Source organism: Hydrogenoanaerobacterium saccharovorans, from assembly GCF_016901815.1.
Lineage (GTDB): Bacteria > Bacillota > Clostridia > Oscillospirales > Ruminococcaceae > Avimicrobium > Avimicrobium caecorum.
Genome location: NZ_JACSNR010000004.1, coordinates 70233 through 92352, shown reverse-complemented (window position 1 = coordinate 92352; position 22120 = coordinate 70233). Strand labels below are relative to the sequence as shown.

Sequence of the window (22120 nt, the reverse complement as noted above, 5' to 3'; positions counted from 1 at the left end):
GATCTTGTTTTGAATACACCGAATAAACTCACGCTGATGCGGGTCATTATGATCGTGCCGTTTGTATTCTGCATGCTCAGTGATCTGGTGCCGCATCGGTTCCTGTGGGCGTTCCTGCTCTTTGTAACTGCTTCGCTCACCGATATGCTGGATGGCTATCTGGCCCGGAAAAACAACCTGGTCACCGACTTTGGTATCCTTATGGACCCGCTGGCAGACAAGCTGCTGGTGACCTCGGCCCTGATCTGCTTTGTGGGCCAGGGTATGATCCCGGCTGTGGTGGCAATCATCATTCTGTCCCGGGAATTCCTGGTGACTTCCATCCGTCTGGTAGCGGCGCCCAAGGGCCGTGTGATCCCGGCAGACAAGTGGGGCAAGTCCAAGACCATCTGTCAGATGATCTGGATCAGCACCCTGCTGCTCATCCAGTGGGCACTGTCCCAGGGAATCCAGGGCGACTGGATGGTACTGCTCAACCAGCTGCTCATGTCGCTGACCACTGTGCTGACTGTGTTCTCCGGCGGCAATTACCTTATCAAGAATATCGACCTGCTCAAGGGCTGATGCCCCGGAAGGTCAGGCCGGTTCTGTCCATACCCGGGCAGAGCCGGCTTTTTTCGTGATTTACTTGCCCGGGGGATTGTGATAGAATGTTAGAAGATTTTGCCGAAGGACCGGCGGGAAGAAAGGGTGACGCCATGGATCAGACAATCAGGCAGCGGGTGGAAGAACTGCACAGCAAAGACCGGCATGAGGAGATTGTCCGGCTGCTGGAGCGGCTGGAAACGCCGGATACGGAAAGCCGTTCCCTGCTGGCCCGGGCCTATAACAATCTGGGCCGGTATGAGGAAGCAGAGCGCCTGCTTCTCAGCGCCCCGCAGCCGGAGGACCCGCTGTGGCATTTCCGTCTGGGCTATGCCTGGTTCTATCAGGAGCGGTATGAGGAGGCGCTGCGGGAATTTGAAGAGACCCTCCAGCTGCTTCCTGGTGATGAAGATGCCCTGATTTTTGCGGGATGGTGCCGCCGTTCTCTGGAGGCCAGACAGAAACAGAACACCGCCGGACAGGCCCCGGAAGCCTATACAGAGGCGGAGCGGGAGAGGGTGCTCGAACATATCGCAGCCTGGTTCGGCAAGGTGGATGATGTGATCCCCGGGGCAGAATCCCAGGAGGCCCAGGTGGATCTGGCAGTGATTCCGCCCTCGGCAGAGCATGACTGCTATCTGCTCTGTACGGTGGGGATGGGCGCCCGGCGTATGGCAGTCCCGGCGGATCTGGTGGAAACCGAGCCGGACCGGGCCGAGCTGATGATCGCGCTGCCGTCCTGGTGGCAGTTCGAGTCGGAGGACGAGAACTGGCGCTGGCCTCTGCGCTGGCTGAAGATCATGACCCGGCTGCCCTGGAACCAGCACACCTGGCTGGGCTGGGGCGATACTGTCCCGGCGATCTCATCCCAGCACACACCGGGGCCGGGCATGGCAGGCATCCTGCTGATCCATCCCCAGGCCTACGGGGCAGAGAGCTTCCACTGCACATTGCCAAATGGGGAACAGGTGGAGTTCTATCAGATGGTGCCGCTCTATGCGGACGAGCTGGACTTCAAGCTCCGCAATGGAGCAGAGGCCCTGCTGCGGTATATGAACGAGGAGGCGCTGGAGGTGGTGGACCCGGCCCGGGAAAGTGCCTGCCGGTATGTGTCGGTGAAGGATTTTGCCATTCCCAGCGCGCAGATCCGTCCCATGCTCCGGAACTGGAAGGGGCCGGCGGGGTGTATTGCCACCGACCGCATTCTGGTGGACGGGTGCCGGGTGGGATATATGTATCGGGAAATGCCGGACTATGAGGAGGACAGCGGCTGGCGGTTCCTGTCCGGGGACGAGAGCGATGATTATCTCTCCGATCCGCAGAACTCGGATGTCTATGACCTCAATACCATCTGCAACTATGATACTGATATTATCCCGTTTTTGAGCTATCCGGCGGGGTCAGCTTTTGAGCGGGACCTGGATGGGCATTTTATCCTGCTGGACGACTGAGGTTCTGTGTGTTCAGTCACAAAGCGGGCGGGAACCGGTTGACAAACCCGGGCAAAATGCATACAATAAGAAATAAAGATTCCATAACCAAATGCGTAACGGGACCCAGTAGTCCCCGGTACCGGCAACAGAGAGGCGGCTCCATCGGCTGAAAGGGCTGCCAGTCAAGGATCGGGCGATGAATTGCACCCGCCAGCACAGACCGGGAACCCGGCTGTTTCAAGGACAGCTGTCAGTATCGGAATGCGTCTGCCTGCGTTAAAGGCCAACGAGTGACAAACAGGAGTGGAACCGCGGTCTATGATCGCCTCCGGTGGAGCAAACGCTTTGCCGGGGGCTTTTTTATATGCTCCGGGCAGGGCACAGAGAACTGTTTGAGAGGAGAAAATCAGTATGAGAATCTACAATACCCTGTCCCGTAAAAAGGAAGAATTTGTGCCGCTGGAACCGGGCAAGGTCCGGATCTATGCCTGCGGCCCGACCGTGTATAACTACATCCATATCGGCAATGCCCGTCCCATCTGCGTATTTGATGTGCTGCGCCGTTATCTGGAATACCGCGGCTATGAGGTAAAGTTCGTGCAGAACTTCACCGACATCGATGACAAGCTCATCAAGAAGGCCAATGAAGAGGGCATCACCGTTGCCGAGGTAGCTGAGCGCTACATCGCCGAGTACAAGAAGGATGCCGAGGGCCTGGGCGTCCGTCCGGCCAATGTGCATCCCCGTGCCACAGAGGTAGTGGACAAGATCATCGAGATCGTGTCCCACCTGGTGGAAAAGGGCTATGCCTATGAGTCCAATGGCGATGTGTACTTCCGTGTCCACAAGTTTGAGGACTACGGCAAGCTGTCCCATATGCCCATCGAGGATCTGGAAGCCGGCAGCCGTGTGGATGTCAGCGAGATCAAGGAAGACCCGCTGGACTTCGCTCTGTGGAAGGCAGCCAAGCCGGGTGAGCCCTATTGGGAGTCCCCGTGGGGCAAGGGCCGTCCGGGTTGGCACATTGAGTGCACCGCGATGATCCAGAAGCATCTGGGTGAGACCATTGATATTCACTGCGGCGGTCAGGACCTGACTTTCCCGCACCATGAGGACGAGATCGCCCAGGGTGAGTGCTGCACCGGTAAGCCCTATGCCCGATACTGGATGCACAACGGCTTCATCAATGTGGATAACCAGAAGATGAGCAAGTCGCTGGGCAACTTCTTCACCGTCCGGGACGTGGCTGAGAAGTTCGGCTATGAGCCCATCAAGTACCTGATGCTGTCCAGCCACTACCGCAGCCCCATCAATTACAGCTATGACATCATCACCCAGTGCATTGCAGCCCTGCAGCGCCTGCACAACTGCCGGGATCACATGGACTTTGCGCTGACCACCGCTGTGGATGCGGCCGGTGAGGGCGATGCGGCCTTTATGAAGGAGATCGACCAGTGCGTGGAGAAGTTCGTCACTGTGATGGACGACGACCTGAACACTGCCGATGGCATCACCGCTCTGTTCGATATGGTGAAGATTATCAACACCTATCTGACTGAACCCCGGAGCAAGGAGGCTGTGAACTATGCCATCCGCCGGTTTGATGAGCTGACCGATGTACTCGGCCTGCTCTACAACCGCAAGACCGAGGACCTGGACGCAGAGATCGAGGATCTGATCGCTCAGCGTCAGGCTGCCCGTGCGGCAAAGAACTTTGCCGAGGCAGACCGCATCCGGGACGAGCTGAAGGCCCGGGGCATCGAGCTGAAGGATACTCCTCAGGGCGTACAGTGGACCCGCACCAAGTAATCCGACCGGAAAACCAACCGGATATAAAAACAGACCGTGTCTGCCGCTTCCATCGGGAAGTGGAACAGACACGGTCTGTTGTTTTTTTGCGGGGCTGGAAAACAATGCGGATTAGTCCGTTGCCTGGCTGTCCCGTTCCAGTGTGATGACGAGTCTGTAAGCCATCGCGGTTTCCCAGAGTGTTACTGCTTTTACGACCCATCCGTCAGCGGCGTAAATGTTCATCTGCTGTTCAGCCTCTTCTGGGTTTTTCGCAGTGACAACTTTATATTCTTTCATGGAATCCACCCTCCTTATCTGAGCTTTTTCAAAATCACCCCAGGCGGCGAAGCCCCTTGGGATAGTGGTTCTTCACAGTGCCCTTGGAAGCCTTGCCCCAGCCCATGGAGAAGCCGTCCACTGTCACCAGCACATAGCCGGAGAGCTCTGGGCTGCCGGAGATGGCTTCGCCTTTCAGATAGGCGAGGGTGCGGGGGTCATCGGCAGTGAGATCCAGGGTCTGGCGCACATCGCCGGGACGCAGTGCCATGGCAAGGGCGTGATCCGGCTCAAACCGGCCCTTCTTGAGCTGGCCCAGGGTGAGTCCTGCCCGGACTACACGCAGACCGCTCAGATCGGGCAGGGTGTCGGGCAGCAGGCTGAGGGTGTCCCCGGCAAGTTCCAGCCGTCCGGTGAGCGGGACGGTGAGGGTCTGGCGGCAGAACTCCTCCCAGGTGGAGAGGTCCGGCTGCTTACCATTTTTCCGCTGGGGCTGTACAGAGGCCGAGCCGTGCACACCCTCCTCGCCCTTGCGCACCAGTCTGGCGGCAAAGTGACCCTCGCCGCAGAGGTGATGGGGGAAGAGCCGGGCCGCCTTTTCGATGCCGGGTGCGGCAGGGGTGTACCAGTCCGCCCGGGCGGGCATAAAGCCGGAGTAGTCGGGCAGCTCGGAGAGCTCCAGTTCCGGATGGCGTTCCAGCAGCCGGGAGAGGGTGCCCTCGTCCTCATCCGGGGCAAAGGTGCAGGTGGAGTAGATGAGCCGTCCGCCCGGGGCGAGCATCTCCAGGGCGGCATCCAGGATCTCATCCTGGCGGCGGGCACAGAGGGCGACATTCTCTTCGCTCCACTCCTCCAGAGCCACCGGCTCCTTGCGGAACATTCCCTCGCCGGAGCAGGGAGCGTCCACAACAATACAGTCAAAGAAGCCCGGGAACCGCTCTGCCAGCCGGTCGGGGGATTCATTCAGCACAGCGGCATTGCGGATGCCCATGCGCTCCACATTCCGGGAGAGGATTCTGGCACGCTGGGGGTGAATCTCATTGGAGATGAGCAGGCAGCCATCTCCTGCAAGGGAGGCCAGATGGCTGGTCTTGCCGCCGGGAGCGGCACAGAGGTCCAGCACCCGCTCGCCGGGCCTGGGAGCAGCGATCTCCGCCACTGCCATGGCACTGGGCTCCTGAATATAGTAGACCCCGGCATCATGCCAGGGGTGGAGACCGGGACGCAGTTCCCCGTCATAGCGGCGTCCGGTGGGACACCATTCCACCGGGGCAGTGGGGAAAGGCAGTTCCAGGTCAGGGTCCGCCTTGAGCAGGTTCAGCCGGAGCCCCCGGGCAGCGGGCTGGTCATAACTGTTCAGAAAGGCCTCATATTCATCGCCGAGCATCTGCCGCATACGGGTCAGAAAGGGTTCAGGCAGCTTCATGTAAAAATTTACCTCCATTGCAGCATTCTATTCTGCATTATACCGGTTTTGGGCCGGGATTGCAAATGCTGTCCGGACACAGGAAGGGCTGGTTTCCAGGAAAAAGCTGTATCCTCTTGTGAAGTTTGGAAAAATGCGTTATACTGAATCTGGCTATACACAATTCGACTGTTTCGAAAAAGATGAAAGGAAACTTTCAGGATATGGAATAAAAAAGAAAAATCCCGGCACTGTTATGGTGACCGGGATTTTGGAACGGTGGTGTGAATATTGGACATCAACTTGGAGTATGTCAGCCGTGCCAAACAGGGAGACGCACAGAGTTTTGCCATGCTGTATGATCAGGTGGCAAAGGATCTTTACCGTGTGGCGCTTTACACACTGGGAAATCCACAGGATGCGGAGGATGTCGTCAGCGAAACCTTCCTGGAAGCCTATAAAGGCCTTCGGAACCTGCGGGACGACAGTAAATTCAAAGCCTGGATCATGCGTATCCTTTCGATACGCTGCAAACGGAAAATCTCCGGTTATATCACGGCAAAACAGCAGATCAGCCTGGATGATTTCATCGAAACTCCGGACGATGTATCGGAGGAAACGGCAGACTGCAGTGACCGTGTGACCCTGTCCCAGGCGCTTTCGGAACTGGCGCCGGACGAACGGGCAGTGGTAGTACTGTCCGCGGTACAGGGATATACAACCCGGGAGATCGGGGAAATCCTGGATCTTCCGCATGGCACGGTCAGTTCCAAACTCTATCGCACATTGATCAAGCTGCGCAAAAAACTGGAGCAGCAATAAAGGGGGTGATCAGAATGCGGATAGAAGATTTTCATGATCTTGGCCTGAACGAGGAAGAGCTGGCGGAACTGGAACAGAGTTTGCAGCTCATCAGACAGGCTGTACAGCAGGAAGAAGAGATTCCTTTGCCGGATTCTCTACGGGGCGAGGCATTGCTGCATCTCCTGGATGGAGTGGAGCAGGATGCCCCCGACGAGGAACCGGTGCAGGAGAAAACAAAACCCGCTGGCAGACTGATCTTTGGGGTGTTCCCGCAGAAATATCTGGCAGCGGCAGCCATGCTGGCACTGGCTGTGATGGTAGGTGTGGCCTATAACCGCCTGCCCCGGACAGCGGAGATCGGCACCAATGAGATCGGTTCGTCCATGACGTCCCAGGAGGCGCCGGCGGACTCCAGCAGTTCGGAGGAAGCTGTTTCACCGACGGATTCCGCACCCTCTGATGCGCAGGGGGAAACGGGATATGCATCGGTGCTCAATCAGATCAATGACCGCTATAACCGGGAGGACAAACCGGTGTATTACCGGGGTCCGGTGAGCGAACAGGAGCCCCAGGCAGAGGAAAGCCAGCAGAAGGACAACCCCCAGAGCGGGGAATACCGGACAGAGCCGGAGGAATCGGAGGCAGCTGCCGAGGAGCCCAAAAAGGACAGCTCGATGCTGAAGGCGCCGGGAAATACAGCGGATCAGGCTGTTCAGCCGGAGGCGGACAGTGTGGATTCCAGTTCTGCCGATGCGGGAGCCGCCGCACAGGAAGCTCCGCTTGCCAATGAGAGCAACAGCCTGATGACGGCACAGGGCAGTGTCCAGGCGGACGCAGCCAATGGAATTGCCGCGGATGAGGCAGAGCCTCCGGCAGAGGAGCCGGAAACAGCGGAGGATACAGAGGAAGCTCCGCCCATCACACAGTTCCGTGTGGCATCGATGGAAAACCGTCTGAGTGTGGAAGCGGATACCGGGTACACCTATACACTGGTGCCGGATGAACAGGATCAGTGTCAGGCTGTGCTGAAGGTCACTTCGGAGAGTACTTCCGCGGAACCGGCCCTGGTGGAGATCACCAGTGAGGAGCCGGTGGCATACAGCCGGGTGCTGTATGATGACGGCAATCTGATTGTTGTGGGGAACCTGCTGGAATATCCCGAGGAATATCTCCAGATGACCCGTACTGTGTATGAGGAAGTGGGGATCGAAGACAAGGAGGTCACCAGTGATCTGCGCAACAGCTTTACCGAGATGACCCAGGTCACCGTGTACAGCGTATCGGAGGAGAACCCGGCGGATCTTTCGCTGAGCCGGGACTATTACCAGGCCGGCTGGTGCCGGGACGCCGCAGTCACCGAGAGCGGAACCCTGTATACTGTCACCAACAAGAGCATTTACGGGGTAAACGGCGTCACCGAATACCTCACCGAAGTGATCCCGGTGGTCGGGACCAAAGCAGAGCTCAGCTATCTGGATGTGAACCGGATCTATGTGGATGATCTCAGCAGTGAGCTGGACAGCTATGTAGTGGTCTGCGGACTGGATCTCACCAGGGCAGACAGTACATTGGATGCTGTGGCATATCTGGGCGACCAGATGCCGGTGGCACGCATTGCAGAGGATGGAATCTATCTGGGACGCACCGTCACCGGAGAGGACGAAGCCACCAGCCGGATGATCCGGTTTGAAGGCAGCAATCTCTCCTCTGTAACCGAGTCGGAGAATATCAGCGGTCTGCTCATTCCCCGGAGTTTTGTATCCCTGCCGGATACTGGCTGTGCTGTCCTGACCGGTCAGTCGGAAGGTACCGGGGGGCGCATTTCGGAATGCACTGTTCTGGTGCTGGACCGGAGCCTTGGCACTGCGGCAGCAGTTCAGGTGCCGGTTTCGCCCAAGGAAATCACCTCAGTGGAGGTTCTCAGCCAGACCATGCTGATCCATACAGCCGAGAAAACCTATCAGGTCGATTTTACCGCACCCTTGTCACCGGAAGTCAGTGTCCGTGTCTGAGCGGGTTCGGAAACGCAATAAAAAAGGCGTCTCGCAGGAGACGCCTTTTTTGCGTTCTGAAGTCAGTTTTTTCAGGAGTGGGAGGGATCGTCCGGACGCTCTGCCGGGATTCCCGGATTAAAGCAGCAGATCTCCTCCAGGCTGAGCCGTTCCCGGGAGGCCGCAGGGTCACCATCGGGGTAGCCCAGTGCCACCACCAGACAGATCTCCTGTCCCTGGGGAATACCCAGCAGGTCCTGAAGCTGTTTTTTATTGCGGATGGTGCTCATGATGCAGCTTCCCAACCCCAGATCCGCAGCCGCCAGACAGAGGGTCTGGACCGCGGCCCCCAGGTCATACTGGTACATGCCGAATTTTTTCACGGCAGTCCGATAGAGGGGGTTTGGGTTTTCAGACAGGTCGCTGACCACAGCGATCAGTACCGGAGCCTGCCGGGCATGGAGATTGCTCTTGAGCAGGGGATTGCTGATATAGCTGGCGGCCCGGTTCTTGAGCTGAGGATCGTCCAGCACCACGAACCGCCATGGCTGACAGTTCAGCGAAGAAGGGGACAGCCGGGCTGCGTCCAGACAATAGAGAATATCCTCCCGGCGCACCGGGTCCGGACGAAAGCTGCGGATGGAACGCCGGTTTTCCACACAGTTACGAAATTCCATGGTATACACCCTCCTTTAACGAAGTATTTTGTGAAGAAGGTCCAGTTTGCCGGTCAGAGGCGGATAGCGCACCGGCAGATCCGGTCGGAACGGCTTGGACAGAATGGATTTGGCATGGGTGAAGGTCTCATACCCACAGCGTCCATGATAGGCTCCCATACCGCTGTCCCCGGTTCCGCCGAAGGGGAGATAGGGGGTGGTGATATGGGAGATGGTGTCGTTGATGCAGCCGCCGCCAAAGGGAATGGTCTCCACCACACGGCGCTGGAGCTTCCGGTTACGGCTGAACAGGTACAGCGCCAGCGGACGGGGCCGGGAGAGGATATATCCCAGTGCCTCATGGATGTTGTCATAGGGCACAATGGGGAGCAGCGGCCCGAAGATCTCCTCGGTCATCAGCGGGCTCTGGTCGTTCAGAGTGGTCTCGATCAGGGTCGGCTCAATCCTGAGCGATTCCCGGTCCACCCGTCCGCCCACAGCGGGATCTTCCGGCAGCATGGCAGCCAGCCGGTCAAAATGCTGCTCATTGACGATCCGGGGATAGGCGCTGTTCTCGCAGGGATCTTCCCCGTAGAAGCGGCAGATGGCCTTCTGCATCTCCCGGATCAGGGCGTCCTTGCGGCTGCGGGCCACCAGCACATAGTCCGGCGCCACACAGGTCTGTCCGCTGTTCAGGCACTTGCCCCAGATGATCCGTGCCGCAGCCACCGGAAGATCAGCAGTTTCGTCCACGATGCAGGGGCTCTTGCCGCCCAGTTCCAGCACCACCGGGGTCAGGTTCTGTGCCGCAGCCGCCATGACCTTCCGTCCCACAGCGGTACTGCCGGTGAAGAAGATCATATCATAGGGGCGGGCTGTTTCGGCAGCGGAAACCTCCGCGCCGCCGGTGACAGTCCGGCAGAAGCGTTCTTCGAAGCAGACATCCAGCATCTTCTCCAGGACAGCAGCCGTAGCGGGAGCGTATTCCGACGGTTTGAGCGTGACACAGTTGCCGGCGGCGATGGCAGAAATCATCGGCCCCACTGCCAGCAGGAAGGGATAGTTCCAGGGAGCGATGATGAGACAGGCGCCCCGGGGCTCCCGGATAATCCGGCTGCTGCCGGGGAAGTGCATCAGCGGGGTGGGGACACGCTGGGGCCTTGACCACTCCCGCAGGTGACGGGCCGTGTGCCGGATCTCAGTCAGACACATCCCGATCTCGGACATATAGCTCTCCTCCGCGGATTTTCCCAGGTCGCTCCGGAGCGCCTCGAGGATCTGCGGTTCAAAGCGTTTGATCCCCCGGTAGAGGGAGCGCAGCTGGGCCAGCCGGAATTCCAGCGGCAGAGTTGCACCGCTCTGAAAATATTCTTTTTGTGTCAGGAATGCATCCATAATTCTTCTTCCTCCCGAATTTGTACAATATCAGTATACCATCTGTTTGTGAACATTTTACACATTGTATGAAAACTTACCCCGAAGCCCCAGAAAGTTTTGGCAAAATTCCTCCCAGCGCATAGGATAGAAACAAGAACATTTTGCCTGCAATTCAGGAATTGACAAATATATACCTTTGTGGTATTATTTCAACATCCAATCGGTTAGATAAGACTAACCGATTTAGAGCAGGTAAAAAAGGAGGATTTGTCCATGAACCATGAATTTCTTGCGGTAGGCATGACGCTGATCGCCGGACTGAGTACCGGCATCGGCGGACTGATCACATATTTTTCCCGGAAACCCAATGCCCGTTTTCTCAGCATCAGCCTTGGCTTCTCTGCCGGAGTTATGCTGTATGTATCGATGGTGGAGCTCTTTGCCCAGAGTAAGGAGACCCTGTCCGCGGCCCTGGGCGGCAGCGGCTATCCCATAGCGGTGCTCTCTTTCTTCGGAGGCATGCTGGCAATTGCCGTCATCGACCGGCTGGTCCCGGAGTATGAGAACCCCCACGAGATGACCTATCTGGACGGGGCAGGGGAGGACGAACTGGCTGCGAACAGCGGCAAGATGATGCGCATGGGCCTGATTACAGCGCTTGCCATCACCATCCACAACTTCCCCGAGGGCATGGCGACCTTTGTATCGGCGCTTCAGGGGGAGGAGCTGGCGCTTCCCATCACCATGGCCATCGCCATCCACAATATCCCCGAGGGCGTTGCCGTGGCAGTGCCGATCTTCTACGCCACCCGGGACCGGAAAAAGGCGTTCTGGTATTCGCTGCTCTCGGGGCTTTCGGAGCCCTTCGGCGCCATTCTCGGTTATCTGCTGCTGCGCCCGTTCATGAGCGATACCCTGATGGGCGTGGTATTTGGCGCCATTGCCGGCGTTATGGTCTACATCTCGCTGGACGAACTGCTGCCCTCGGCGGAGGAGTACGGCGGGCATCACCAAGCTATGCTGGGACTCATCGCCGGCATGGCAGTGATGGCAGTCAGTCTGCTGCTCTTTGCCTGAGATCCGGAACTGATCCGGCTGCAACCCTGGAATTTCCCGGGAAACAGCCGGATTTTTCTGTATTTTTCGCAAAATGTAAAGGAAAACCCCTTGACATCTCCGGGAGGGTCGATTATAATAATCAAAGCAGCGATGGAAAGTATGTGACCTTTACATGAAGGAGGCATCGACATGGCGAAGGATCTGAGTATTTCGTATCTGCTCGATTTTTACGGTCAGATGCTCACCGACAAGCAGCGGGAAGTCACCGAGTTCTATTACAACGATGACCTCTCCCTGGCGGAGATTGCCGATCACTGCCATATCACCCGGCAGGGTGTGCGGGATTCCATCAAGCGGGCGGAAGCCCAGCTGCGGGAGTATGAGGAAAAGCTCGGGCTGGCCCGGCGGTTTGTGGAGATCCAGGCGGGTCTTGACGAAATCACCCGGTGTGCCCAGGATATTTCCATCTACAACGACAAATTCCTCGGTTCTGCCGAGGTGGAGAAGCGTACAGCCCGGATCTGTGAGCTGGCTTCTCAGCTCAACGATTAAACCAAGCAGCGTCAGACCGGCGTAAGCGGTAAAGGAAGGTGTCTATGGCTTTTGAAGGGCTTTCGGGAAGACTTTCCGAAGTATTCAAAAAGTTAAAGGGCCGTGGCAAGGTCAAGGAGAGTGACATCAAGGAGGTCATGCGGGAAGTCCGTATGGCACTTCTGGAAGCGGATGTCAACTACAAGGTCGCCAAGGACTTTGTGGCATCGGTGAGTGAAAAGGCCATGGGCAGTGAAGTGCTCGAGAGCCTGACTCCCGCCCAGCAGATCATCAAGATCGTCAATGACGAACTGACCGAACTGATGGGTTCCACCAACGCCCGGATCACCTTCTCGTCGAAGATCCCCACCATCATTATGATGTGCGGCCTTCAGGGTGCTGGTAAGACCACCCACTGTGCCAAGCTGTCCCGGTATTTCAAGCAGAGCGGCAAGCGTCCGCTGCTGGCAGCCTGTGATGTCTATCGTCCGGCTGCGATCCAGCAGCTGCAGATCGTCGGCGAGCAGGCTGGCGTGCCGGTGTTTGAGATGGGGCAGGGGGACCCGGTGGAGATCGCCCGCAAGGCGGTCCTGCACGCCCGGGACTACGGCAATGATATCCTGATCCTGGATACCGCCGGACGCCTTCACATCGATGAAGAGCTCATGGACGAGCTGCGGCGCATCAAGGAAGCGGTACAGCCCCAGGAGATCCTGCTGGTGATCGATGCGATGACCGGTCAGGATGCCGTCAATGTGGCAAAGAGCTTTGACGAGACACTGGGCATCGACGGTACCATCCTCACCAAGCTGGACGGCGACACCCGCGGCGGTGCGGCGCTGTCGGTACGGGCAGTGACCGGCAAGCCCATCAAGTTTGTGGGTACCGGCGAAAAGCTCGACAATCTCGAGCCGTTCTATCCCGACCGTATGGCTTCCCGAATCCTGGGCATGGGCGATGTGCTCACCCTGATCGAGAAGGCCCAGAGCACGGTGGATGAGCAGAAGGCCATGGAAATGGCAAAGAAGCTCAAGGAACAGAACTTTGACATGAACGATCTGCTGGAACAGATGCAGCAGATCAAGCAGATGGGATCTCTTAGCCAGGTGATCAGCATGTTCCCCGGCGCCGGCAAGATCTCCGAGGAGGAGACCGCGGCAGGAGAAGCCCAGCTCAAGAAGACCGAAGCCATCATCAATTCCATGACCAAGCGGGAACGGGAAAGACCGGCAATTATCAATCCGTCCCGGAAGCGTCGGATCGCAGCCGGAAGCGGTACCAAGGTGGAAGATGTAAACCGTCTGCTCAAGCAGTTTGAACAGATGCAGAAGATGATGAAAATGATGGGGTCTTCCAAATTCCGTCGGGCCGCCAAGCGCGGACGGCTGTTCTAACTTTGGTTTTTATGTCCGTCCGGGCGTAAAAATAGATCAATTTTTTCAAATACTTACAGGAGGTGACAGTCATGGCTGTTAAAATAAGACTGCGTCGCATGGGTGCTAAGAAGGCTCCGTTCTATCGTGTAGTGGTAGCGGATTCCCGTTTCCCCAGAGATGGTCGTTTCATCGAGGAGATCGGTTACTATGATCCCACCAAGGAACCGGCTGTTGTAAAGATCGACGCTGAGAAGGCTCAGAAGTGGATCGCCAACGGCGCTCAGCCCACCGATACCGTAAAGGCTCTGCTCAAGAAGAACGGCGCTCTTTAATCACACGGGATGGTCGGATAGTTTCCTGTCCGAAACATAGGTCGGAAAAGGAGATTGCTTATGGAAGAACTGATCGCAGCAATAGCCAGAGGTCTGGTGGAGGACAAGGAATCCGTCACTGTTAAAGCGGATGCTCCTGCTGAAGATGGTACCATTACCTATCATCTGCATGTAGCGGAAGATGATATGGGCCGTGTGATCGGAAAGCAGGGGCGGATCGCCAAGGCTATTCGAACAGTTGTCAGAGCGGCGGCTACCAAAAAAGAAATGAAAGTGGTTGTTGAAATCGACTGACACTGGAAAGGGAAAGCTGGGACTTTCCCTTTTTTCATTTATGTAGGGGGAAATCTGTCCGCGGCCTTGCTGTCCGGGGAATCTGCCAACGCCCTATCCGAAATGAAGATGCACACTGCATAAAATGCTGAAAACCAATGAATGACAGATTACAGGAGGGCCTTATGCCGAAGGAATATTTGGAATGCGGGAAGATCGTCACAACACATGGAGTCCGTGGAGAAGTCAAGGTACAGCCCTGGTGTGACGGCCCGGAATTTCTGGGGCAGTTCGGCACCTTGTATCTGGACGCTGCCGGCACCCGTCCGGTAAAGGTGCTGTCCGCCAAGGTAGCCGGGAATATGAGCGTCCTCAAGCTGGAAGGACTGGATACCCCCGAAGAGGCACGCAACTGGCGGGGTCGGGTGCTGTATCTGCGGCGTGCCGATGTCAAGCTGGCTCCTGGGGATTACTTTATCCAGGATCTCATCGGCCTGCGGGTCATTGATGCCGCTGATCCGTCGGTGGAATACGGTGTGGTGGAAGATGTATCCTCTACCGGAGCAAATGATGTGTACCACATTGCCCGGGAAGGCCGTTCCACTGTGCTGATCCCTGCCATCAAGCAGGTGATTGCCGGTGTGGATCTGGAAGAAGGCGTGATGCATATCACACCGCTGGAGGGCCTGTTTGATGAGGATTGAGATTGCGACCCTGTTCCCGGATATGTGCGAAACGGTGCTCAGTGAGAGCATTATCGGACGGGCCCGGCGGGCCGGCAAGCTGGACATCCACTGCCGCAACATCCGGGATTACACCCTGGACAAGCACCGCCGGGTGGACGACACTCCCTATGGCGGCGGCAAGGGAATGCTCATGCAGGCAGAGCCCATCTATCGCTGTTATGAGGCGGTGTGTGAGGACTTCGGCGCCCGTCCCCATGTGATTTTCATGAGCCCTCAGGGCAAGCCGTTCACCGAAAAGCGTGCCATTGAGCTCTCCCGGATGGAGCACATCCTGATCCTCTGCGGTCACTATGAGGGTGTGGACCAGCGGGTCATTGATGAGATCGTCGATGAGGAGATCAGCATTGGCGACTATGTGCTCACCGGCGGCGAGCTGGGGGCGCTGGTGGTGGTGGATGCAGTCGGGCGTCTGTGCGAGGGCGTCCTGGCAGACGAGAGCTGCTACATGGACGAGAGCCACTACAACGGCCTGCTGGAGTATCCCCATTACACCCGTCCGCCGGTATGGCATGGACGGGAGGTGCCGGAGGTGCTCCAGAATGGCAACCATGCCAAGATCGACCAGTGGCGCCGGGAAAAGTCACTGGAAAACACCTTGCGCAAGCGTCCGGATCTGCTCCGGACAGCGCCGCTGACCGATGAGGATAAGCAGGTGCTGCGCAGACTGCGGGAAGAGCAGTCACAAACAGGAGATGATACAGAAGAATGACAGGAACATGGATCAATATGGCTGCGATTGTAGCCGGTGCAGTATTGGGAATGCTGGCAAAGAAGGGAATTCCGCATCGGGTGGAGGAAAGCCTGACCCGGATTCAGGGGCTGGCAGTGGGACTGATCGGCCTCAACGGTGTGATCGCCTCGATGTTTACAGTGGATGCCGACGGCGGCATCAGCGACAGCGGCGGTCTGCTGCTGCTGGTGAGCCTGGTGCTGGGGTGTCTGGCAGGCGAGCTGCTGCGGATCGATGACCGGCTCAGCGGCCTGGGGGACGCTGTGGAAAAGCGGGTACATATCGAGGACTTTTCCCAGGGATTCATCACCGCGTCCATCATCACCTGTGTGGGAGCCATGTCCATTGTGGGAGCGCTCAATGAGGGCCTTACCGGCAATAACGAAGTGCTGCTGGTCAAGAGCACCCTGGATTTTGTCACCTGTCTGGTGCTGGCTTCGAGCCTGGGAATCGGCGTGGCCTTTGCCGCTGTGCCGACCCTGATCTATCAGGGAGCCATCACACTCTGTGCCGGATTCCTGGCGCCTTATATATCCGATGATCTGCTGAATATGATCTGTATGGTGGGATATGCCATTGTGATCTGCATCGGACTCAACCTCCTGATGAACGCTAAAATCAAAACAGCCAACCTTCTCCCGGCAATGATTGTTCCAGTGCTGAACAATCTGCTGAACATGTTGAAAATTTTATAGTTTATCTGCACAAATACAGCCCCTGGAAGCAGGAAATGCTTAGAAAACAAGCAGAAAAAACCGGGTTTTGACTTTTGAATTGCGATTTTTGAATTGACGGAAATTCGAGTTATGCTATAATATTATCAGATGGTATGTACAGTTTGAAGTATGCCACACGATATGGTCAAGTTAAATCAATGAAATAGGAGAGTTATTGCTATGTTCGTAAAGGAAGTTTCTGTTAAGAATCAGGTTGGTCTGCACGCTCGTCCGGCTACATTCTTTATCCAGAAGGCAAATGAGTTCAAGTCTTCTGTATGGGTTGAGAAGGATGAGAGAAGAGTAAATGCCAAGAGCCTTCTGGGCGTACTGTCCCTGGGTATCGTAGGCGGTACTACAATCCGCATCATGGCAGATGGTTCCGATGAGGAGCAGGCTGTGGACGGTCTGGTCAAGCTGGTAGAGTCCGGCTTCGCTGAGTAATCACTCTCCTGCGCACAAATCAATCGCTCGATTATCCAAAGACCGGTTTTCCCGGTCTTTTTTCATTATAGGGCCGCTCTTTACAGATACTCCGGTCTGCGATATAATTTTAAGTACAGGAATATCCATTTTTCCGGACAGGAGGTCTGTAAACCATGACTGTATATGAATCCATTGAAACCAGAAAGAGCATCCGTGATTTTGAGAAGCGTCCGGTTGAGCCGGAAAAGCTCCAGCGCATTCTGGAAGCTGGCCGTCTGGCACCCACTGCCCGCTGCTCCAATGCCACCCGTTTCATTGTGGTGGACGATCCCGACCTGATGAAGAAGGTCCAGGAGGCCTGCATGGGTCAGGCTCTGATGGGCAAGGCTCCCATGGCTGTGATCGTCTGCTCGGACAGCACCCGGGTTATGGGCTGTGACCAGCGTGCCTCCACAGTGGACTGCTCCATTGCCATGAGCTTTATGATGCTGGCTGCCACTGCCGAAGGCCTTGGCACCTGCTGGATCGGCGGATTTACCCAGGAACCTCTCAAGGAGGCACTGGGCATTCCCGCAGAGTATGATGTGGTCGCACTGACTCCTCTGGGCTATCCGGCAGAAGAGGGCCGTCCGCGGGACCGCAAGCCGCTGGAAGAGCTGGTATACAAGAACGGCTGGAAGCGGTAACGACAGAATTCGGAACAAAAAATGCCCGGGTCACCGTGACCCGGGCATTTTGCTGTATTTCGGGGAAAGTCAGCGGGCGGCAAGGATCTGATCCGCTACATACAGGCCGTTGGCAGCAGCCTGGGAAAGAGAGCGGGTGATACCGGCGCCGTCGCCGATGGCATAGATCTCTCTGGTGCCGTGCAGCACAAAGTTTTCGCACTCCGGACGGGCGGAGTAGTACTTGCACTCGATGCCGTAGAGCAGGGTATCGTAGTTGGCAGTGCCGGGTGCGATCTTGTCCAGGGCATAGAGGGTCTCCACGATGTTGTCCAGCTGGCGCTTGGGCATACACAGGCTCAGATCGCCGGGAACCGCATCCAGGGTAGGACGGGTATAGGACTGGGCCAGACGCTTTTCATCGGTGCGCCGTCCTGCCATCAGGTCGCCCAGGCGCTGTACCAGCACGCTGCCGCCGCTGATGAGGTTGGCAAGGCTTGCCACATGGCGGGCATATTCGATGGGGGAGTTGAAGGGCTGGGTAAAGCGGATGGTGGAGAGCAGCGCGAAGTTGGAGTTCTTGGACTTTTTCTCCTCGCTGCGGAAGGCGTGACCATTGACGGTGAGAATGCCGTCGGTATTCTCGGTGACCACCTGGCCCCGCTCATTGAAGCAGAACATCCGGGTGGTATCGCCATACTGTTTGGAGCGGTAGAGGATCTTGGGCTCGTAGATCTTCTTGGAGAAGTGCTCCCAGATCATCGAGGGCAGCTCTACCCGCACACCGATGTCCACCTGGTTGTTGCGCAGGGGAATGCCGTTTTTCTGGCACCAGCCCGAGAAGAAGTTGGAGCCGGCCCGTCCCACCGCAAAGATGATGCGGTCCGCTGTGAACTGGTGCTCCCCTTCGGCATCACAGGCTGTGATCTGATGGGTTTCCCGGTCCACATCGGTGACGGTGGTGCGGGAGTGGATGTCCACCTTGTCCCGGAGCGAGTCGATGAGGTGCCCCATGGTCTCAAAGTTGGAGTCGGTGCCGAGATGCTTGACCTGAGCCTGCTGCATGTGCAGGTCATACTCCAGACAGAGCCGCTTGAGTTCGTCATTGGGCTGGAACCGCTCGGTGGTGGCTCCGTGCTGTACCATGATGCTGTCCGCTTCCTCAATGTAGCGGATTACCGTTTCAGGCGGGAGAAAGTCGGTGAGCCAGCCGCCGTATTCGGTGGAGATGACATACTTGCCGTCCGAAAAGGCGCCGGCACCAGCCAGGCCTTCCATAATGGCGCAGGGATCGCACTTGATGCACTTCTTGACCTTACCGGCTACAATGGGACAGATGCGGTCCCGGATATCCCGGCCCCGCTCCAGCAGGCAGATGGACAGCTCCGGAGCTTTTTCTGCCAGGCGGTAAGCAGTCATCAGGCCGCCGATGCCGCCGCCGATGATGGCAACATCATACTTGGAACGAAAACTCATGACGAAGTCCTCCTTAGTTTATTTCCGGTTTCCGGGGAAGGGGAAGAGCTGGAGCAGTTCCGGACGGGAAGCCATCTGCTTCAGCCGGTCCTTGTAGACAGCGTGGTAAACCGAAAGGGTGTAGTTGGCCAGGTTTTCCGCGCCGCTGTTTTTCACAAAGCGGGTGGTGCGGTCCTTGAGCGCCAGCAGATCCTCCCGGCTCATGTTCTTGATCTTGCGCAGCTTGAGCCCCAGTTCCTCAGCCGAGTTGAACAGATAGCCGTTGTCTCCTTCGATGACCTGGTTGGCATTGATCGGGTCCAGGCGCTGCAGCACCGGCAGGCCAGCGGCTTCTCCCTCCAGCATCGAGATGGAGTTGGTATCCGAGAGGGAGGCGGTGACATAGACATCGCACACCGCCAGATAGGGCGGCAGCTCCGCATGGGGAATGGCGCCGGTGAACAGCACCATATCGGTGATGCCCAGATCCCGGGCCTGCTGTTCCAGTTCCTCCCGGACCGGGCCATCGCCGATCACCATGAGGTGGATGCCATCCTCCGGGCGGATCTCCCTGGCCCAGTAGTCCAGCAGCACATCCACGCTCTTTTCCTTGCCGAGCCGTCCCACAAAGCAGGCGAGCATCTTGTCCTCCGGCAGCTGGTACTTCTCCCGCACCGCCTTGATGGCAACGGGGTCGATGTTCTTCACCATGAAGCGATCCAGTTCCACGGCGTTGGGGATTACATTCACCGGTTTGGTGATGCCGGCTTCCCGGAAGTAGATGCTGCCCTTTTCCGACGGGCTGGTGAGGGCCTGGGCACGGTGGGCCAGATGCCGGGCATACTTGCGGGACACCTCCCGGGCCAGCTTGGAAAGGTGCTTGGGCGCCACATAGTAGACATAGTCGTCATACATGGTGTGAAGGGTATATACCAGCGGCACCTTGAGCTTGTGGGCGATATGGATGCCGGAAATACCCATGGAGAATTCTGTATGGATGTGGATGATGTCCGGATGGAACTCCTCCAGCAGCTTGGTACGGGTGTGGCTGTAAGGGGAAGCCAGGCCGTAGCCATAGATTTTCTTGAGTTTGACAGCGGGACAGTGCAGCACGCCGTCCTCGATGTAGTGATGATGGGTATTGGGGTCGGAAGTGACTACCAGAACGGTGTGTCCCAGCTTTTCCAGACCCTCCCGCAGAAGCTTGACGTGGGTTACCACGCCATTGATATATGGCAGATAGGTTTCGGTAAACAGTGCAATACGCATAGTTCCTCTCCTTTGTAAAAACAAACAGATCATGGTTGATATAAAAAATCCCATGGATTTTGGGGTCATTCTGCGCAATCAGTATAACACAAAAGGGTGTTTTGCACAAGAAATACCCCACAGAAATCTCCCGGATGGGCGGATGGAAAGTTCAAATACTATTTGAATAAGGGCCCGGTGTAATATATAATATAGGTAACATCATGTTCGGGCATGTTTGCCGGAGAGGAGAACCGTTATGGCTACTGCTTATGAAGTCACACTGGAAAAGATCATCCAGGCCTTTGATCTGAAGGTGCTGGCCTTGCCCAAGCCTCCGGATGAAATTTTTATCCGCAGTTCGGATGTAAACCGTCCGGGTCTGCAGCTGGCTGGCTTTTTTGAAGTATTTGACGAGCGCCGTACCCAGGTTCTGGGCGAGAGCGAGATCGTCTTTATGAACCGCTATACCGAGGAGGAGGCCAAGATCCGGTACCTGGAATTCTTCAAGGCCAATCCTCCGGCTGTAATCCTGGCAAAGGGGCTGGAAGCACCCCAGAGCATGGTGGATGCGGCAAAGCAGACCGGTATTCCGCTGCTGACCACCACAGAGAATACCTCCACCTTTATCTCGTCGCTGATCCTCTTCCTGAATACAGAACTGGCACCCCGGCTCACCCGTCACGGCGTGCTGATGGAGGTGTACGGCGAAGGCATGCTCATCATGGGCGACAGCGGCGTCGGTAAGAGTGAAACCGCCGTGGAGCTCATCAAGCGCGGACACCGCCTGGTGGCGGATGACGCCGTGGAATTGCGCAAGATCACAGCCCAGCGCATTTCCGGCACCTCGCCGGACAATATCCGGCACTTCCTGGAGCTGCGGGGCATCGGCATCATCAATGCCCGGCGTATTTTCGGTATGGGCGCCATCAAGTCCAGCGTGGATGTGGATCTCATCGTCAACCTGGAGCTCTGGGACGACAACAAGGTCTATGACCGCATGGGCATGGAGGATCACTACACCGATATTCTCGGTGTCCAGGTGCCGTCCATCACCATTCCGGTGAAGCCCGGACGGAATATCGCCGTCATCCTGGAAGTAGCGGCTATGAACTACCGTGAAAAGAAACTGGGCTACAACGCGGCCTACGAACTGCTGCAGCGGCTGGGTATGATGGATATCGATACCAACTGGGATACCTTCTGATTACAATAGGGAACGACCGCCTGCCGGTATCTGTCCGCACTGGAAGATCTACCGGCAGTTTCTCTGTCGGCAGGCGGCATTGGGGGAAATATGGAGTATACTGAGAAACTCACACAGCTGGACAGCCGGCTGACTGCTGCCGGGATCACCTTCTACCGGGAGGAGCCCATGAGCCGTCATACCACTCTGCGCATCGGGGGACCGGCAGAACGGCTGGTCTGCCCGGACAGCGAACGCCAGCTCCTGACGGCGGCAAAGCTCTGCCGGGAACTGGAGCTGCCGGTGCTGCTCATCGGGCGGGGCTCGAACCTGCTGGTTTCGGATCAGGGACTGCGGGGCGTGGTGCTCTGTCCCCGGGCAGAGACCGGAGAGATCACCTGCACCGGCGAGGGACGCTTCCGGCTCCCGGCGGGACTTACCCTGGCACGGGCGGCGAATTTTGCCGCGGAGCGGGGCTATGCAGGGCTGGAATTTGCCCATGGCATTCCCGGCACAGTGGGCGGGGCAGTCTATATGAATGCCGGCGCCTACGGCGGCGAGATGAAGGACATCATCACCCGGGTGGAGGTGCTGGATTCTGATGGGACAGTGCGCTGGCTCCCAGCGGACGAATGCGGGTTCAGCTACCGGCACAGCCGGTTCTCCCATAGCGGGGAGTGGGTTCTCTCGGCAGAGGTGCAGCTCACACCGGGCTGCAGCCGGGAGATCTATGCGGTCATGGACCGGCTTGGGACCGCCCGCCGGGAGAAGCAGCCGCTGGAATACCCGTCGGCAGGAAGCGCGTTCAAGCGTCCGCCCGAGGGAACTCCGCCGGCTGCGGCGCTCATTGACCGCTGCGGGCTCAAGGGTCTGCAGGTGGGCGGCGCCCAGGTGAGTGAAAAACATGCCGGTTTCATCATCAACCGGGGCGGGGCAACCGCTTCGGATGTGGCGGAGCTGATGCGTCAGGTGCAAAAGACAGTACAGGAACGGGAAGGCGTGCTGCTCGAGCCGGAGATCCGGCTGCTGGGCAGCTTTGAGGAAGGAATGTGAACCTAC

The 22120-nt window shown here is 57.3% G+C and carries 23 protein-coding genes; 17 read left to right on the top strand and 6 right to left on the bottom strand.

Going from position 1 to position 22120, the window contains the following annotated elements:
• Positions 1-9: 9 nt before the first annotated feature.
• The 3 genes from pgsA (at position 10) to cysS (ending at position 3827) form a co-directional block, all read left to right on the top strand.
• Entirely contained in the window at positions 10-564 is a 555-nt protein-coding gene (pgsA, locus tag H9X81_RS05085; RefSeq protein WP_177503574.1) for a CDP-diacylglycerol--glycerol-3-phosphate 3-phosphatidyltransferase, read from the top strand.
• Positions 565-698: 134 nt separating this feature from the next.
• Positions 699-2036 (top strand): immunity protein Imm33 domain-containing protein, encoded by a 1338-nt coding sequence (locus H9X81_RS05080; protein WP_204720323.1) that lies wholly within the window; start codon positions 699-701, stop codon positions 2034-2036.
• A 393-nt stretch (positions 2037-2429) separates the two neighbouring features.
• Complete coding sequence (gene cysS / locus H9X81_RS05075; RefSeq protein ID WP_204720321.1) at positions 2430-3827, top strand: cysteine--tRNA ligase; 1398 nt, start codon at positions 2430-2432, stop codon at positions 3825-3827.
• A gap of 111 nt (positions 3828-3938) precedes the next feature.
• Here cysS and H9X81_RS05070 read toward each other — a convergent pair whose 3' ends face one another.
• Both H9X81_RS05070 and H9X81_RS05065 read right to left on the bottom strand, forming a co-directional pair.
• Positions 3939-4106 carry a DUF4177 domain-containing protein gene (locus H9X81_RS05070; protein WP_177502521.1) on the bottom strand — a complete coding sequence of 56 codons (168 nt, stop codon included), beginning with the start codon at positions 4104-4106 and terminating at the stop codon, positions 3939-3941.
• A gap of 34 nt (positions 4107-4140) precedes the next feature.
• On the bottom strand, positions 4141-5529 hold the full coding sequence (locus tag H9X81_RS05065) for an RsmF rRNA methyltransferase first C-terminal domain-containing protein (RefSeq protein WP_243424020.1): 1389 nt from the start codon (positions 5527-5529) through the stop codon (positions 4141-4143).
• Between the two features lie 252 nt (positions 5530-5781).
• Between H9X81_RS05065 and H9X81_RS05060 the strand changes: the two genes are divergently transcribed.
• Together H9X81_RS05060 and H9X81_RS05055 are read left to right on the top strand one after the other, a co-directional pair.
• Positions 5782-6312: an RNA polymerase sigma factor gene (locus H9X81_RS05060; protein WP_177502523.1), complete on the top strand. Its 531-nt coding sequence runs from the start codon at positions 5782-5784 to the stop codon at positions 6310-6312.
• A gap of 14 nt (positions 6313-6326) precedes the next feature.
• A complete protein-coding gene (locus tag H9X81_RS05055) occupies positions 6327-8306 on the top strand; it encodes a hypothetical protein (protein WP_204720319.1) in 1980 nt (659 codons plus the stop codon).
• A gap of 71 nt (positions 8307-8377) precedes the next feature.
• Here H9X81_RS05055 and H9X81_RS05050 read toward each other — a convergent pair whose 3' ends face one another.
• Both H9X81_RS05050 and H9X81_RS05045 read right to left on the bottom strand, forming a co-directional pair.
• A complete protein-coding gene (locus H9X81_RS05050) occupies positions 8378-8962 on the bottom strand; it encodes a nitroreductase family protein (RefSeq protein WP_204720317.1) in 585 nt (194 codons plus the stop codon).
• Between the two features lie 15 nt (positions 8963-8977).
• Positions 8978-10336 carry an aldehyde dehydrogenase gene (locus H9X81_RS05045; protein ID WP_204720315.1) on the bottom strand — a complete coding sequence of 453 codons (1359 nt, stop codon included), beginning with the start codon at positions 10334-10336 and terminating at the stop codon, positions 8978-8980.
• A 255-nt stretch (positions 10337-10591) separates the two neighbouring features.
• Between H9X81_RS05045 and zupT the strand changes: the two genes are divergently transcribed.
• The 10 genes from zupT (at position 10592) to H9X81_RS04995 (ending at position 17193) form a co-directional block, all read left to right on the top strand.
• Positions 10592-11395 (top strand): zinc transporter ZupT, encoded by an 804-nt coding sequence (gene zupT / locus H9X81_RS05040; RefSeq protein ID WP_191392015.1) that lies wholly within the window; start codon positions 10592-10594, stop codon positions 11393-11395.
• Positions 11396-11566: 171 nt separating this feature from the next.
• A complete protein-coding gene (gene ylxM, locus H9X81_RS05035; protein WP_177503230.1) occupies positions 11567-11929 on the top strand; it encodes a YlxM family DNA-binding protein in 363 nt (120 codons plus the stop codon).
• A 44-nt stretch (positions 11930-11973) separates the two neighbouring features.
• Positions 11974-13302 carry a signal recognition particle protein gene (gene ffh, locus H9X81_RS05030; protein ID WP_204720313.1) on the top strand — a complete coding sequence of 443 codons (1329 nt, stop codon included), beginning with the start codon at positions 11974-11976 and terminating at the stop codon, positions 13300-13302.
• 71 nt (positions 13303-13373) lie between these two features.
• Positions 13374-13616, top strand: a complete 243-nt coding sequence (gene rpsP, locus H9X81_RS05025) for a 30S ribosomal protein S16 (RefSeq protein WP_177503234.1) — start codon at positions 13374-13376, stop codon at positions 13614-13616.
• 60 nt (positions 13617-13676) lie between these two features.
• The gene (locus H9X81_RS05020) at positions 13677-13910 is read left to right on the top strand and encodes a KH domain-containing protein (RefSeq protein ID WP_177503237.1); all 234 of its coding nucleotides are present in this window, start codon (positions 13677-13679) and stop codon (positions 13908-13910) included.
• 164 nt (positions 13911-14074) lie between these two features.
• Positions 14075-14593 carry a ribosome maturation factor RimM gene (rimM, locus tag H9X81_RS05015; RefSeq protein ID WP_177503239.1) on the top strand — a complete coding sequence of 173 codons (519 nt, stop codon included), beginning with the start codon at positions 14075-14077 and terminating at the stop codon, positions 14591-14593.
• Positions 14583-15344, top strand: coding sequence for a tRNA (guanosine(37)-N1)-methyltransferase TrmD (trmD, locus tag H9X81_RS05010; RefSeq protein WP_177503241.1), 762 nt, complete (start codon positions 14583-14585; stop codon positions 15342-15344). Before rimM ends, trmD begins: the two co-directional genes overlap by 11 nt.
• On the top strand, positions 15341-16060 hold the full coding sequence (locus tag H9X81_RS05005) for a DUF554 domain-containing protein (protein ID WP_204720311.1): 720 nt from the start codon (positions 15341-15343) through the stop codon (positions 16058-16060). The genes trmD and H9X81_RS05005 overlap by 4 nt, the downstream gene beginning before the upstream one ends.
• A 201-nt stretch (positions 16061-16261) precedes the next feature.
• Positions 16262-16525, top strand: coding sequence for an HPr family phosphocarrier protein (locus tag H9X81_RS05000; protein ID WP_177455194.1), 264 nt, complete (start codon positions 16262-16264; stop codon positions 16523-16525).
• Between the two features lie 155 nt (positions 16526-16680).
• Positions 16681-17193 (top strand): nitroreductase family protein, encoded by a 513-nt coding sequence (locus tag H9X81_RS04995; protein ID WP_177503245.1) that lies wholly within the window; start codon positions 16681-16683, stop codon positions 17191-17193.
• A gap of 69 nt (positions 17194-17262) precedes the next feature.
• Here H9X81_RS04995 and H9X81_RS04990 read toward each other — a convergent pair whose 3' ends face one another.
• Both H9X81_RS04990 and H9X81_RS04985 read right to left on the bottom strand, forming a co-directional pair.
• The gene (locus tag H9X81_RS04990; protein WP_204720309.1) at positions 17263-18648 is read right to left on the bottom strand and encodes an NAD(P)/FAD-dependent oxidoreductase; all 1386 of its coding nucleotides are present in this window, start codon (positions 18646-18648) and stop codon (positions 17263-17265) included.
• Between the two features lie 18 nt (positions 18649-18666).
• Positions 18667-19896 (bottom strand): glycosyltransferase, encoded by a 1230-nt coding sequence (locus H9X81_RS04985; RefSeq protein ID WP_204720307.1) that lies wholly within the window; start codon positions 19894-19896, stop codon positions 18667-18669.
• A 238-nt stretch (positions 19897-20134) separates the two neighbouring features.
• On the opposite strand from H9X81_RS04985, the gene hprK reads away from it, so the two are divergent.
• Complete coding sequence (gene hprK, locus H9X81_RS04980; RefSeq protein WP_177503251.1) at positions 20135-21082, top strand: HPr(Ser) kinase/phosphatase; 948 nt, start codon at positions 20135-20137, stop codon at positions 21080-21082.
• Between the two features lie 90 nt (positions 21083-21172).
• Positions 21173-22114 (top strand): UDP-N-acetylmuramate dehydrogenase, encoded by a 942-nt coding sequence (gene murB, locus H9X81_RS04975; protein WP_204720305.1) that lies wholly within the window; start codon positions 21173-21175, stop codon positions 22112-22114.
• Positions 22115-22120 lie beyond the last annotated feature (6 nt).

Bases quoted from the DNA above. Each gene is read 5' to 3' on its own strand.
- H9X81_RS05080 (WP_204720323.1), top strand. From the start codon at position 699: ATGGATCAGACAATCAGGCAGCGGGTGGAAGAACTGCACAGCAAAGAC.
- cysS (WP_204720321.1), top strand. From the start codon at position 2,430: ATGAGAATCTACAATACCCTGTCCCGTAAAAAGGAAGAATTTGTGCCG.
- H9X81_RS05070 (WP_177502521.1), bottom strand. From the start codon at position 4,106: ATGAAAGAATATAAAGTTGTCACTGCGAAAAACCCAGAAGAGGCTGAA.
- H9X81_RS05065 (WP_243424020.1), bottom strand. From the start codon at position 5,529: ATGGAGGTAAATTTTTACATGAAGCTGCCTGAACCCTTTCTGACCCGT.
- H9X81_RS05055 (WP_204720319.1), top strand. From the start codon at position 6,327: ATGCGGATAGAAGATTTTCATGATCTTGGCCTGAACGAGGAAGAGCTG.
- H9X81_RS05050 (WP_204720317.1), bottom strand. From the start codon at position 8,962: ATGGAATTTCGTAACTGTGTGGAAAACCGGCGTTCCATCCGCAGCTTT.
- H9X81_RS05045 (WP_204720315.1), bottom strand. From the start codon at position 10,336: ATGGATGCATTCCTGACACAAAAAGAATATTTTCAGAGCGGTGCAACT.
- zupT (WP_191392015.1), top strand. From the start codon at position 10,592: ATGAACCATGAATTTCTTGCGGTAGGCATGACGCTGATCGCCGGACTG.
- ylxM (WP_177503230.1), top strand. From the start codon at position 11,567: ATGGCGAAGGATCTGAGTATTTCGTATCTGCTCGATTTTTACGGTCAG.
- ffh (WP_204720313.1), top strand. From the start codon at position 11,974: ATGGCTTTTGAAGGGCTTTCGGGAAGACTTTCCGAAGTATTCAAAAAG.
- rpsP (WP_177503234.1), top strand. From the start codon at position 13,374: ATGGCTGTTAAAATAAGACTGCGTCGCATGGGTGCTAAGAAGGCTCCG.
- H9X81_RS05020 (WP_177503237.1), top strand. From the start codon at position 13,677: ATGGAAGAACTGATCGCAGCAATAGCCAGAGGTCTGGTGGAGGACAAG.
- rimM (WP_177503239.1), top strand. From the start codon at position 14,075: ATGCCGAAGGAATATTTGGAATGCGGGAAGATCGTCACAACACATGGA.
- trmD (WP_177503241.1), top strand. From the start codon at position 14,583: ATGAGGATTGAGATTGCGACCCTGTTCCCGGATATGTGCGAAACGGTG.
- H9X81_RS05005 (WP_204720311.1), top strand. From the start codon at position 15,341: ATGACAGGAACATGGATCAATATGGCTGCGATTGTAGCCGGTGCAGTA.
- H9X81_RS05000 (WP_177455194.1), top strand. From the start codon at position 16,262: ATGTTCGTAAAGGAAGTTTCTGTTAAGAATCAGGTTGGTCTGCACGCT.
- H9X81_RS04995 (WP_177503245.1), top strand. From the start codon at position 16,681: ATGACTGTATATGAATCCATTGAAACCAGAAAGAGCATCCGTGATTTT.
- H9X81_RS04990 (WP_204720309.1), bottom strand. From the start codon at position 18,648: ATGAGTTTTCGTTCCAAGTATGATGTTGCCATCATCGGCGGCGGCATC.
- H9X81_RS04985 (WP_204720307.1), bottom strand. From the start codon at position 19,896: ATGCGTATTGCACTGTTTACCGAAACCTATCTGCCATATATCAATGGC.
- hprK (WP_177503251.1), top strand. From the start codon at position 20,135: ATGGCTACTGCTTATGAAGTCACACTGGAAAAGATCATCCAGGCCTTT.
- murB (WP_204720305.1), top strand. From the start codon at position 21,173: ATGGAGTATACTGAGAAACTCACACAGCTGGACAGCCGGCTGACTGCT.